This window comes from Pseudomonas sp. M30-35 (assembly GCF_002163625.1).
GTDB lineage: Bacteria > Pseudomonadota > Gammaproteobacteria > Pseudomonadales > Pseudomonadaceae > Aquipseudomonas.
The window spans coordinates 1,054,926-1,067,697 of record NZ_CP020892.1 but is presented as its reverse complement, the minus strand read 5'-3'; the positions used below and the strand labels follow the sequence as shown (position 1 = coordinate 1,067,697).

Below are 12,772 nucleotides of genomic sequence, written 5' to 3'. Positions count from 1 at the left end.
GGGGCCCTTTTCTACACTACAGACTGCTCGCGATTAAACGCCTGATGCTTTAGCAGCAGCAACGTCTTTGATCGACAGCTTGATACGGCCGCGGTTGTCCACGTCCAGTACCAACACTTCAACTTCCTCACCTTCTTTAAGAATGTCGGTGACTTTCTCAACACGAGCATCGCTCAACATCGAGATGTGCACCAGACCGTCTTTGCCCGGCAGGATGTTTACGAAGGCGCCGAAGTCAACAATGCGCTCAACCTTACCGACATAGATCTTGCCGATTTCAGCTTCAGCAGTGATGCCCAGAACGCGCTGCCTAGCGGCTTCAGCTGCGTCTTTGGTTTCGCCAAAGATCTTGATCGAACCGTCGTCTTCGATATCGATCGAAGCTTTGGTTTCTTCACAGATCGCACGGATAGTCGCGCCACCTTTACCGATCACATCACGGATCTTGTCCTGATCGATCTTCATCGCGATCATGGTTGGGGCGTTAGCCGACAACTCTGTACGCGACTGGGCAATAACCTGGTTCATCTGGCCGAGAATGTTCAGGCGCGCTTCCAGGGCTTGGCCCAGAGCGATTTCCATGATTTCTTCGGTGATGCCCTGGATCTTGATGTCCATCTGCAGCGCGGTAACACCTTTATCGGTACCCGCTACTTTGAAGTCCATGTCGCCAAGGTGATCTTCGTCACCCAGGATGTCGGTCAGAACTGCGAATTTCTCGCCTTCTTTAACCAGACCCATGGCGATACCAGCAACTGGAGCCTTCATCGGTACACCAGCGTCCATCAGTGCCAAGGATGCACCGCAGACCGAAGCCATGGAGCTGGAACCGTTGGATTCAGTGATTTCCGATACCACACGAATGGTGTACGGGAACTCATCAGCGCTTGGCAGCATGGCAGCGATAGAGCGACGAGCCAAACGGCCGTGACCGATCTCGCGGCGACCAGTGGCGCCCATACGACCACACTCACCAACCGAGTACGGTGGGAAGTTGTAGTGCAGCATGAACGGGTCTTTACGCTCGCCTTCAAGGGTATCGAGCAGCTGTGCATCACGTGCGGTGCCCAGAGTGGCAACAACCAACGCCTGAGTTTCGCCACGGGTGAACAACGCCGAACCGTGGGTTTTGTCCAGAACGCCGACTTCGATGTTCAGGCCACGTACAGTGCGAGTGTCACGACCGTCGATACGCGGCTGACCATTTACGATGTTCTCGCGCACGGTGCGGTATTCGATCTCACCAAATACTTCTTTGACTTCACCAGCAGTAGGCTGACCTTCTTCACCGGAGAACTTGGCAACGACCTCATTGCGCAACTCGCCCAAACGCGCATAGCGCTCGTGCTTAACGGTGATGGTATAAGCCTGAGAGATTGCATCGCCAAATTCGCCACGAATAGCGTTAAGCAGTGCAGTGTTCTCAGCCTTTGGCTGCCAGTCCCAAGTCGGCTTGGCGGCTTCGGCTGCCAATTCGGCAACAGCGTCGATTACAACCTGGAATTCGTCGTGGGCGAACAATACTGCGCCCAGCATCTGGTCTTCGGTCAGCTCTTTGGCTTCCGATTCAACCATCAATACGGCGTCTTTGGTGCCGGCTACGACCATGTCCAGGCTCGAAGCCTTGAGCTGTTCGTAGTTCGGGTTCAGCAGGTAGCCTGTTTCCGGGTGGAAAGCTACGCGCGCAGCACCGATTGGGCCATTGAACGGGATACCCGAAATAGCCAAAGCAGCCGAAGTACCGATCATCGCAGCGACGTCCGGATCAGTCTTCTTGCTGGTGGAGATAACGGTGCAGATAACCTGCACTTCGTTTTGGAAACCTTCTGGAAACAACGGACGGATCGGACGGTCGATCAGACGCGAAGTCAGGGTTTCTTTCTCGGAAGGACGTGCTTCACGCTTGAAGAAACCACCAGGGATTTTACCGGCTGCGTAGGTTTTTTCCTGGTAGTGCACGGACAGCGGGAAAAAACCTTTGCTCGGGTCAGCGGTTTTGGCGCCGGTTACAGCAACCAGAACAGCAACGTCGTCGTCAACGGTGACCAGCACGGAGCCAGAGGCCTGACGGGCGATACGGCCAGTCTCGAGGGTTACGGTCGATTGACCGAATTGAAACTTCTTAATTACCGGGTTCACGGTGTTTTCCTTCTCTATATTGCCTTGGGGGAAACTTGCGGGAACTCTGCGAAAAATGGCTGCGCTTGGCGTTGAGATGTCCTGCCTGCGCTCACTAGCTTTTCCGAGGATTCCTAATTTTCTACCTGTGTAACAGGGGTAAAACAATTCGTGGGCAGTTGCGGGAATCGGCCCGAGACTGTCCAAAATGCATGTAGCTGAAACACAAAAGCTGGAAGTGGGATAAACCCACTTCCAGCTTCAGCATTCAGCTACGCGCAAGCATCGCTTAGCGACGCAGACCCAGGCGACCGATCAGGGCGCTGTAACGGCTAACATCTTTACCCTTCAGGTAATCCAGCAGCTTACGACGCTGGTTAACCATACGGATCAGGCCACGACGCGAGTGGTGGTCTTTACCGTTGGCCTTGAAGTGGCCTTGCAGCTTGTTGATGTTGGCAGACAGCAGTGCAACTTGCACTTCTGGGCTACCAGTATCAGTTTCAGCTTGCTTGTAGTCGTTTACGATTTGGGCTTTTTCTTCAACGCTGAGTGCCATGGTGGCTTCCTCTCATTCAGGCGACCGCAAAACGGTCGCAATAGGCTGGGAACTGCTTCCCATGTTTTAAAGTGAGGAGTGACCGTGCCTATTAACAGCCATCCTCTGTGTGAGAGCCACTTATAGCGCCTGCGCTCTAAGCAGCTCTCAAATTCTTTCTGGAACTTAGGTTACTAAATTCGCTGGCCGCGCATTCTACTACGGTTTGTTCACTCAGAGCGAATCAACCGACGTGGTGCAATACGGCCATCTTCGCTCACTTCACCGATACCAATAAAGCGACCGTTGTGATCCTGCACCCGAACCATGCCAAACTTCGGCGCATCCGGGGCGCGTACCGCTTGACCCTGCAGCCAGTAGAACGAGCTATGCTCGGAAAACTGCAGCAGTGGCCAGTGTTCCAAGCCACTATCGACTGGCTGCAAGAAGCGATCAACGGCTTCGTTACCGCCATCTGCATGCACCGCTTCAAGCTCTTCCAAAGTGACGGTTTGAGTCAGATTGAACGGGCCGGCTTTGGTTCTGCGCAGCTCTGCAACGTGGGCGCCGCATCCGAGCAGATTGCCGATATCTTCAACCAGCGTGCGGATGTAAGTGCCCTTGGTGCAATCTACCGCAAGGCTTGCAACTTCAGCCTCACAGGACAACAGCTCCAAACGGGTAATAGTCACTGCACGCGGCTCACGCTCAACCACTTCGCCTGCTCGGGCTAGCTTGTACAATGGCTGACCGTCACGCTTAAGCGCCGAATACATCGGTGGAATCTGCTTTATGTCACCCCGAAATTGCGGCAATACAGCTTCAATATCAGCGCCCACAACAGTGACCGGCTTACGCTCGATAACTTCACCTTCGGCATCTGCCGTAGTGGTGGTAACGCCCAGCTGCATCAGGGTTTCATAGCCCTTGTCGGCATCGAGCAAATACTGCGAAAACTTGGTCGCCTCACCAAAGCACAACGGCAATACACCCGTCGCCAATGGGTCGAGACTGCCGGTGTGGCCAGCCTTTTCGGCATTGAGCAACCAGCGCACTTTTTGCAGTGCTGCATTGGAGCTGAAGCCCTTCGGCTTATCCAGCAGGATGATGCCGTTAACCTTGCGACGAATACGTTTTACCTGAGCCACGACTTACTCCTTGGCATCAGTTGCTTCGTCGTCATGCTGACGATCTTCAGTCACTGCGCGCTCGATCAACGCCGACAGCTGAGCACCACGAATGACGCTTTCGTCATAGTGGAAACGCAGGTTTGGCACGCTACGCAGCTTCATCGCCTTGCCTAGCTGCATACGCAGAAAGCCGCTGGCATCGTTCAGCACTTTGACACTCAGACGAATGCTCTCGGCATCAATCTCAGCGCCCATCACAGTGATAAACACTTTGGCGTGGCTAGCATCGCGACTCACTTCGACAGCGGTCACAGTTACCAAACCACTGACGCGTGGATCTTTGACTTCGCGAAGAATTAACTGCGCCAGCTCACGCTGCATCTGGTCGCCGATACGCTGGGCACGGCTGTATTCTTTTGCCATTTTTACTACCTAATTACCCGTCTGAAGCCACAAAAGCATCAGACTCAAAAGCGGCAAACGCCCGGCCGTGCATAAGCAGGGCCGGGCGTTTGCATGTTGCGGCAGAAGCCTTACAGGCTACGAGCCACCTGGACTTTCTCGTACACTTCGATCTTGTCGCCGACCTTGACGTCGTTGTAGCTCTTGACGCCAATACCGCACTCCATGCCGTTACGCACTTCAGCCATATCGTCTTTGAAGCGACGCAGCGACTCAAGTTCGCCTTCGTAGATCACCACGTCGTCGCGCAGTACACGGATTGGACGGTTACGGTGAACAACACCTTCGATAACCATACAACCGGCAATGGCGCCGAACTTAGGCGAACGGAACACGTCACGTACTTCAGCAGTACCGAGAATGTTCTCGCGAACATCGCTGCCGAGCATGCCGGTCAGGGCCTTCTTGACGTCTTCGATGATGTCGTAGATAACGTTGTAATAACGCATATCCAGCGACTCTTGCTCGACGATCTTACGCGCGCCAGCATCAGCACGAACGTTGAAGCCGAACAGAACAGCGTTGGAAGCCAGTGCCAAGTTAGCATCGCTCTCGGTGATACCACCGACACCGCCGCCTACTACGCGCACTTGTACTTCATCGTTACCAAGACCGCTAAGCGAACCTTGCAACGCTTCCAACGAGCCACGAACGTCAGATTTGAGGACGATGTTAAGCGTCTTCTTCTCTTCCTGGCCCATGTTCTCGAAGATGTTTTCCAGCTTGCCTGCGTGAGCACGCGCCAGCTTAACTTCACGGAACTTGCCTTGACGGAACAGAGCCACTTCACGGGCTTTCTTCTCGTCAGCAACAACAGTCATGTCATCGCCAGCTTCTGGCGTACCGTCAAGACCAAGGATCTCAACCGGAATCGATGGACCCGCTTCTTTGATCGACTTGCCGTTCTCGTCGATCATGGCGCGGATGCGGCCGTAGTTCGAACCAACCAGAACCATGTCGCCCTGACGCAGCGTACCGTCTTGTACCAGTACGGTTGCAACTGGACCGCGGCCCTTATCGAGGCGCGACTCAACGACTACACCACGACCTGGAGCCGACGGAGTAGCTTTGAGTTCCAACAGTTCAGCTTGCAGCAATACAGCTTCAAGCAATTCGTCAACGCCAGTACCTTCTTTAGCCGAAACCGGTACGAATTGAGTGTTACCACCCCACTCTTCCGGAACAACTTCACGGCCAGCCAGGTCGTTCTTGATGCGATCAAGATCAGCGCCTTGCTTGTCGATCTTGTTGACTGCAACAACCAATGGAACGCCAGCTGCTTTCGCATGCTGAACAGCTTCTTCGGTCTGCGGCATTACACCGTCGTCTGCAGCCACAACCAGAATCACGATGTCGGTCGCCTTGGCACCACGAGCACGCATCTGCGTAAACGCAGCGTGACCCGGAGTATCAAGGAAGGTCACCATGCCTCGCTCGGTTTCTACGTGGTAGGCACCGATGTGCTGAGTGATACCACCGGCTTCGCCAGAGGCCACCTTGGCACGACGAATGTAGTCGAGCAGCGATGTCTTACCGTGGTCAACGTGACCCATTACGGTCACAACCGGGGCACGAGAGATTGCTTCACCGTCGTACTTCAACGATGCAGCCAATTGCTCTTCAAGTGCGTTATCGCTAACCAGCTTGACCTTGTGGCCCAGCTCTTCTGCGATCAACTGGGCAGTTTCCTGGTCCAGTACCTGGTTGATGGTCACCGGAGTGCCCATCTTGAACATGAACTTGATAACTTCAGCGGCTTTAACCGACATCTGCCCAGCGAGTTCGCCAACAGTGATGGTTTCGCCGATGGCAACATCACGTACAACCGGGCCCATTGGGCTCTGGAAACCGTGCTGATTGCGTTTTTTCAGTTTCGACTTGCCACGACCACCACGACGGTGACCATCGCTCTCTTCGTCAACTGTACGAGGGGCAACGCGTGGAGCTGGCGCTTTCTCTTTAACAGCTGGACGATGCGAACCCGACTTACGCTCGGTACGACGATCATCGTCATTGCGCGTTTTATCAGGACGGCGAGGCTCGTCTTTTTTGCGTTCATCAACCGCAGGAACGTCAGCCGGCATCGGAGTGGCAACAGGCGCTGGCACTTCAGCAGCTGACGCAGGTGCGTCAACAGTAGCTGGAGTGGCTTGAGCGGCTGCAGGAGCTTTTTTAGCTTCTTCAGCAGCTTTACGCTTGGCTTCTTCCTCAGCTTTCAGGCGCGCAGCTTCAGCTGCAGCACGCTGCTCTTCGAGCTCACGTTGCTTCTCAGCTTCGATCTCTTCAGCGCTACGCTTAACGAAGGTTTTCTTCTTGCGCACTTCAACACTGATAGTTTTGCTGCCAGCCACGCGTAGCGTGCTGGTGGTTTTGCGTTGCAGAGTAATCTTGCGCGGCTCTTCAGCCTTTTTATCGCCATGACTACTCTTGAGATGAGCAAGCAATGCTTGCTTCTCATTATCGGTGACAACTTGCTCGGCACTGCTGTGCGGCAATCCCGCCTCACGCATCTGCTGCAGCAGGCGCTCTACCGGTGTGTCGACCACTTGGGCCAGTTCTTTCACCGTGACTTGCGTCATGCACTTCTCTCCTCAGGCCGTAAAACTACTCGAACCAATGGGCTCGGGCGGCCATGATCAGCTTGCCGGCACGATCTGCGTCGATGCCGTCGATGTCGAGCAGGTCGTCAATCGACTGCTCGGCCAGGTCTTCGCGGGTAACCACACCGCGTACTGCCAGTTCCTGTGCCAGGCCTTTCTCCATACCCTCAAGTGAGAGCAGGTCTTCGGCTGGCTGGGCGTCTGCCAGTTTTTCTTCTGTGGCGATGGCACGAGTCAACAGGCGATCTTTAGCCCGTGAACGCAGCTCATTAACGATTTCTTCATCAAAACCGTCGATGCTGAGCATTTCTTCCATCGGCACATAGGCAATTTCTTCCAGGCTGGTAAAGCCTTCTTCAACCAGTACCTGCGCCAACTCCTCATCAACTTCCAACTCGTCGATGAAACGCTGCAGAATATCGCCAGTCTCAGCCTGTTGTTTCTCTTGAATATCCGCTTCAGTCATTACGTTAAGCGTCCAGCCAGTCAATTGACTCGCCAAACGTACGTTCTGACCACCACGCCCAATTGCTTGAGCAAGGTTGTCTTCGCCTACGGCGATGTCCATGGCATGGGCATCTTCGTCGACAATGATTGCAGCGACTTCAGCAGGGGACATCGCGTTGATAACGAACTGCGCAGAATTGTCATCCCACAGTACGATATCGACACGCTCACCAACCAACTCACCAGAGACCGCCTGAACGCGCGAACCGCGCATACCAATGCAGGCACCCTGAGGATCAATACGCTTATCTTTCGAGCGAACTGCAATCTTGGCGCGCGACCCCGGATCACGGGATGCAGCCATAACTTCAATCAACCCTTCAGCGATTTCTGGTACTTCAATGCGGAACAGTTCGATCAGCATTTCAGGAGCAGTACGCGAAAGGATCAGTTGCGGACCACGGTTCTCAGTGCGAATTTCCTTAAGCAGTGCACGCAGACGCGCACCCACACGGAAAGTCTCACGCGAGATAATATCTTCGCGAGCCAACAGCGCTTCAGCGTTGTTACCCAAGTCAACAATAACGTTGTCACGAGTAACTTTTTTAACGGTACCAGCGACGATCTCACCCAAACGCTCGCGATACGCTTCAACTACTTGAGCGCGCTCTGCTTCACGAACCTTTTGCACGATGACTTGCTTAGCAGTCTGTGCAGCGATGCGACCGAACTCAATCGAATCAATTTTTTCTTCAAGCACTTCACCGACTTTAGCGTCGGATTTCATGGCTTGTTCCATATCTGGAGTCAGTTGATGCGCTGGATCATCCAGCTCTGCATCTTCAACAATGGTCCAGCGACGGAAAGTCTCATAATTACCGGTGTGGCGATCAATCGCTACACGCAGGTCGACTTCGTCTTCAAATCGTTTTTTGGTCGCCGTGGCCAAAGCCAACTCCAGCGCTTCAAAAATCACACTCGCCGGTACGCCCTTTTCATTGGATACCGACTCAACAACCAGCAATACTTCTTTGCTCATCGTACGCCTCGCCTTTCGCAATCCATTGGATCCGCGGGATCCGCGTCTCAATCAAACCTTGGGATAATGTTGGCCTTGTCGATCATATCGATCGGCAAAAGGAATTCATGATCATCAACCTGCACCACGACATCCTGCTCTTCAATACCACGCAGAAGGCCTTGAAAGTTACGGCGCCCTTCGAAAGGCGAACGCAGCTTGATTTTCACTTGCTCACCCGCAAACGCAGCAAACTGCGCCAAAGTGAAAAGTGGTCGATCCATACCTGGAGATGAAACTTCCAAGGTGTATTCAGCCGTGATCGGATCTTCTACATCCAAAACACCGCTGATCTGCCGACTTACTTTCTCGCAGTCTTCGACGAGAACACCATCAGCATGATCAATATAAATTCTTAGCAGCGAATGCCGCCCTTGGGACAGAAACTCAATGCCCCAGCACTGATAGCCAAGTTCCTCGACTATCGGGGCCAGCAAGTCCTGCAACTGTTCTAGCTTGCTCGACACTCGAACCCCTCGCGCATGCTGTGCAAATAAAAAATGGGCGAAACGCCCATCCATTTAGCTTACCTCTTCGCAAGGTAAGTAAAGCTGTCTCTCAGCTAGCAAAAAGCCCCTTGCAAAGGGGCTCCGCTACTACTGGTTGCGGGAGCCGGATTTGAACCGACGACCTTCGGGTTATGAGCCCGACGAGCTACCAGACTGCTCCATCCCGCGTCAAAGCCGGGGGCCGGATTATACGGCTGAACCCTGCTACGGGTCAACCAAAGCCCCATCAACAAGCAAGCCCGCATGTAGCGGGCTTGCTTGACAATTGGTACCGAGAAGGGGACTCGAACCCCTACACCCTATGGGCACAACCACCTCAAGGTTGCGTGTCTACCAATTCCACCACCTCGGCAAATATTACTTTATTACTGCTCTGGAGCTTGAGGCACATCAGCGGCTTTATCAGCTGCATTTTGCTCTTCGAGCACCGGTACATCTTCGATGACCGGCTGAGTCTGAGGTGTTTCCAAGACTGCCGGATCTGGCAAACCTACTTGAGCTGACACATCAGCTTTTTCATTAGCTAAGTAGGCTAAGCCCAGGCTAGTAATGAAAAAAGCGGCTGAGAGTATAGCAGTAACTCTACTCAAAAAGGTAGAGGAACCTTGACTACCAAACACAGTAGCCGAAGCACCCGAACCAAAAGATGCACCCGCATCAGCGCCCTTGCCCTGCTGCAATAAAACCAGCACAACAACGCCAATAGCGCCCAACAGATGAAGTACTACTATGACTGTTTCCAGCATTTTCTCAGTTTCCCGCGGCGCGACAAATCGCACCGAATTCATCCGCATTCAGAGAGGCTCCACCAACAAGCCCCCCATCGATATCCGGCATACCGAATAGTTCGGCAGCATTAGCGGCCTTAACACTGCCGCCATATAAAATTCTTACGCCACGTGCCACTTCAGCATTTTCTGCCGCGAGCTGCGCGCGTATCGCCGCATGAACGCTTTGCGCTTCATCTGGAGTAGCTGTCAAACCGGTGCCTATCGCCCATACAGGTTCATAAGCAATCACGGCCTGCGCAAACACTCCAACACCCAGCGACTCAAAGACGCTATCAAGCTGGCGACCTACTACTTCCAGTGTCTTGCCTGCCTCTCGCTGCTCGCGGGTTTCACCCACACACAGAATCGGAGTCAGACCACATGACTGAGCCGCTGCAAACTTGCGTGCTACGGCTTCATCAGACTCACCCAACAACAAACGTCGCTCAGAGTGCCCAACCAAAACCATCTTACAACCCGCATCATGCAACTGACTCGCAGCCACTTCACCCGTCAAGGCACCCTGCAATGGCTCATACGCACAATTCTGCGCACCTACCACCACCGATTTACCTGCCAGACCTTCTACAACCTGGCCAACGTACAGACAAGGTGGAAACACCGCGACATCTACGCCAGTCGACAACGCCAACTGACGAAGACCCTTGATCAGCTCTGCGACGCTAGCGCGGGTACCGTGCATTTTCCAGTTACCAGCTACCATGGGGCGACGCATGCAATACCTCGTCGATCAAAGAGGGCGCAGATGATACCCAGCGCTGCCGTGACTGGCAAGCTGTTCAACCACATACTTCTGCAACAATTTTAGCTAATTCATCGGCATAGCCGCGAACCAGGGCTTCTTCCTCGCCTTCAACCATCACTCGAACCAGCGGCTCAGTGCCGGATTTGCGCAATAGAACACGCCCACGACCGGCCATTTTCTCCGTCACGCGCGCACATGCTTCTTTAACCGAAGGATGTTCCAGCGGATCAACACCACCTTTAAAACGGACATTAACCAATACTTGTGGGCATTTACGCATCCCTTGACGGGCCTGCGCTAATGGCTGCTCACGACGACGCACGGCCAGCAATACTTGCAAGGCTGCGATAATCGCATCTCCGGTCGAGGTGTGCTGGAAGCAAACAATGTGGCCTGAGTTTTCACCGCCCAACACCCAATCGCGCTCAAGCAGCTCAGCAATCACATAACGATCACCGACATTGGCTCGCACGAACGGGATATTCAGCTCCGCACAGCCCAGCTCAAGCCCCAGGTTGCTCATCAGCGTACCCACAATACCGCCCTGCAACTTGCCGCGCTCTTGCAGGTCTCGCGCAATGATAAACAGCAACTCATCGCCATCAACCAAGGCGCCGGTATGATCAACCATCAACACCCGGTCGGCATCACCATCAAAAGCAATACCCAAATCAGCCTCTTGCGCGACGACCTCAGCTTGCAGGTTTTCAATGTGCGTCGAACCGCAGCCATGGTTGATATTCAGCCCATTAGGTTCAGCCGAAAGCACCACTACGTCAGCACCCAGCTCACGAAACACGCTCGGCGCGACCTTGTATGCCGCCCCATGGGCACAATCGAGAACCACTTTCAATCCAGCAAAGCTGGTGCTGGTAGGCACACTGCTCTTACAGAATTCGATGTAACGACCCGCAGCATCATTGATTCGCGACACCTTACCCAACTTGGCGGACTCAACCACGGTCATTGGCGTATCCAGCAAATCTTCGATCAGTTGCTCGACCTCATCCGGCAGCTTGGTGCCCTGCCCTGAGAAAAACTTGATGCCGTTGTCATCATGCGGGTTATGCGACGCGCTAATTACGATGCCCGCATCGGCATGAAAAGTACGGGTCAGATAGGCGATTGCCGGCGTTGGCATAGGCCCAAGCAGCATCACATCGGCACCCGCAGCAGATAACCCGGCCTCTAGCGCAGACTCAAACATATAACCAGAAATGCGCGTGTCTTTACCGATCAAAATTCGGCATACACCCTGCTTACGAAATGCCATGCCGGCAGCCCAGCCCAGCTTGAGCATAAAGTCAGGGGTAATCGGATAGTCACCTACACGGCCACGAATACCGTCAGTACCAAAATATTTACGCGCCATAAGTCGTCTTCCCTAAATAGTTATTCTGCAGCCTCAACCGCAGCAATCATCCGCACTACATCAACTGTTTCTGCCACATCATGCACCCGCAAGATGTGCGCACCTTTGGTAACTGCCAGCGCTGCAAGCGCCAGACTGCCAGATAAACGGCCATCGACCTCATGACCCAGCACACGGCCGATCATGCTTTTACGCGAAACGCCCACCAACAATGGCCGCCCCAACCCGTGAAGGGATTCCATGCGCTTGAACAGGCTCAGGTTGTGTTCAAGGGTCTTAGCAAAGCCAAAACCGGGGTCCAACAGCAGCTTATCGCTGGCAATACCCGCGGCCGCACAAGCCTGCATGCGTTCAACCAGAAAACCTTCAACCTCGGCAACCACATCGGCGTATTGCGGGCTTTGCTGCATGGTCGTCGGCTCACCTCGCATGTGCATCAGACACACAGGCAGACCTGTTGTTGCAGCAGCCGCCAAGGCCCCTTCACGCTGCAATGAGCGTACATCGTTGATTAAGCCTGCACCCAGACGCCCCGCCTCGATCATAACCTCTGGGGTTGAGGTATCGACCGAAACAATCACATCCAGCTCAGCCGCAATCACTTCAATCACTGAAGCAACTCGATCAAGCTCTTGATCGACAGACACCGCCTGTGCACCAGGCCTGGTTGATTCACCACCGATATCTATCAGCGTAGCGCCTGCACGCCACATGGCCTCAGCATGACGCAACGCCGCATCGCGCTGACTGAAACGACCGCCATCGGAAAACGAATCAGGTGTCACATTGAGGATACCCATCACTTGCGTACGGGCCAGATCAAGAATCCGGCCACCACAAGGCAGCGGGCTGAAACTGTGCTTTAGCGTCATGTAGAACCTGAAAAAAACGTGAGCAACTCAAGCCAACATTTTACCCGGCCTGCATCACCGAGCAAACTTTACTGACCAGCAAAGCAAAACGCCGGAAGACTCCTCTACGA

11 protein-coding genes and 2 tRNA genes are annotated in these 12,772 nt (G+C 53.9%); all 13 read right to left on the bottom strand.

What is annotated here, in order from left to right:
- Positions 1–33 precede the first annotated feature (33 nt).
- A complete protein-coding gene (pnp, locus tag B9K09_RS05000; RefSeq protein ID WP_087515788.1) occupies positions 34–2,139 on the bottom strand; it encodes a polyribonucleotide nucleotidyltransferase in 2,106 nt (701 codons plus the stop codon).
- A gap of 268 nt (positions 2,140–2,407) precedes the next feature.
- A complete protein-coding gene (gene rpsO / locus B9K09_RS04995) occupies positions 2,408–2,677 on the bottom strand; it encodes a 30S ribosomal protein S15 (protein ID WP_010487557.1) in 270 nt (89 codons plus the stop codon).
- 209 nt (positions 2,678–2,886) lie between these two features.
- Positions 2,887–3,804, bottom strand: a complete 918-nt coding sequence (gene truB, locus B9K09_RS04990; RefSeq protein WP_087515787.1) for a tRNA pseudouridine(55) synthase TruB — start codon at positions 3,802–3,804, stop codon at positions 2,887–2,889.
- 3 nt (positions 3,805–3,807) lie between these two features.
- The gene (rbfA, locus tag B9K09_RS04985) at positions 3,808–4,209 is read right to left on the bottom strand and encodes a 30S ribosome-binding factor RbfA (RefSeq protein WP_087515786.1); all 402 of its coding nucleotides are present in this window, start codon (positions 4,207–4,209) and stop codon (positions 3,808–3,810) included.
- Positions 4,210–4,319: 110 nt separating this feature from the next.
- Positions 4,320–6,827, bottom strand: coding sequence for a translation initiation factor IF-2 (infB, locus tag B9K09_RS04980; RefSeq protein WP_087515785.1), 2,508 nt, complete (start codon positions 6,825–6,827; stop codon positions 4,320–4,322).
- 25 nt (positions 6,828–6,852) lie between these two features.
- A complete protein-coding gene (gene nusA / locus B9K09_RS04975) occupies positions 6,853–8,334 on the bottom strand; it encodes a transcription termination factor NusA (RefSeq protein ID WP_087515784.1) in 1,482 nt (493 codons plus the stop codon).
- A 47-nt stretch (positions 8,335–8,381) separates the two neighbouring features.
- A complete protein-coding gene (gene rimP / locus B9K09_RS04970) occupies positions 8,382–8,840 on the bottom strand; it encodes a ribosome maturation factor RimP (protein ID WP_087518987.1) in 459 nt (152 codons plus the stop codon).
- Between the two features lie 133 nt (positions 8,841–8,973).
- A tRNA-Met gene (locus tag B9K09_RS04965) sits at positions 8,974–9,050 on the bottom strand.
- Positions 9,051–9,148: 98 nt separating this feature from the next.
- Positions 9,149–9,234 (bottom strand) — tRNA-Leu (locus B9K09_RS04960).
- 13 nt (positions 9,235–9,247) lie between these two features.
- A complete protein-coding gene (secG, locus tag B9K09_RS04955; RefSeq protein ID WP_087515783.1) occupies positions 9,248–9,628 on the bottom strand; it encodes a preprotein translocase subunit SecG in 381 nt (126 codons plus the stop codon).
- Between the two features lie 4 nt (positions 9,629–9,632).
- Positions 9,633–10,388, bottom strand: coding sequence for a triose-phosphate isomerase (tpiA, locus tag B9K09_RS04950; protein WP_087515782.1), 756 nt, complete (start codon positions 10,386–10,388; stop codon positions 9,633–9,635).
- 64 nt (positions 10,389–10,452) lie between these two features.
- The gene (glmM, locus tag B9K09_RS04945) at positions 10,453–11,790 is read right to left on the bottom strand and encodes a phosphoglucosamine mutase (protein WP_087515781.1); all 1,338 of its coding nucleotides are present in this window, start codon (positions 11,788–11,790) and stop codon (positions 10,453–10,455) included.
- 20 nt (positions 11,791–11,810) lie between these two features.
- Entirely contained in the window at positions 11,811–12,662 is an 852-nt protein-coding gene (folP, locus tag B9K09_RS04940; RefSeq protein ID WP_087515780.1) for a dihydropteroate synthase, read from the bottom strand.
- Positions 12,663–12,772 lie beyond the last annotated feature (110 nt).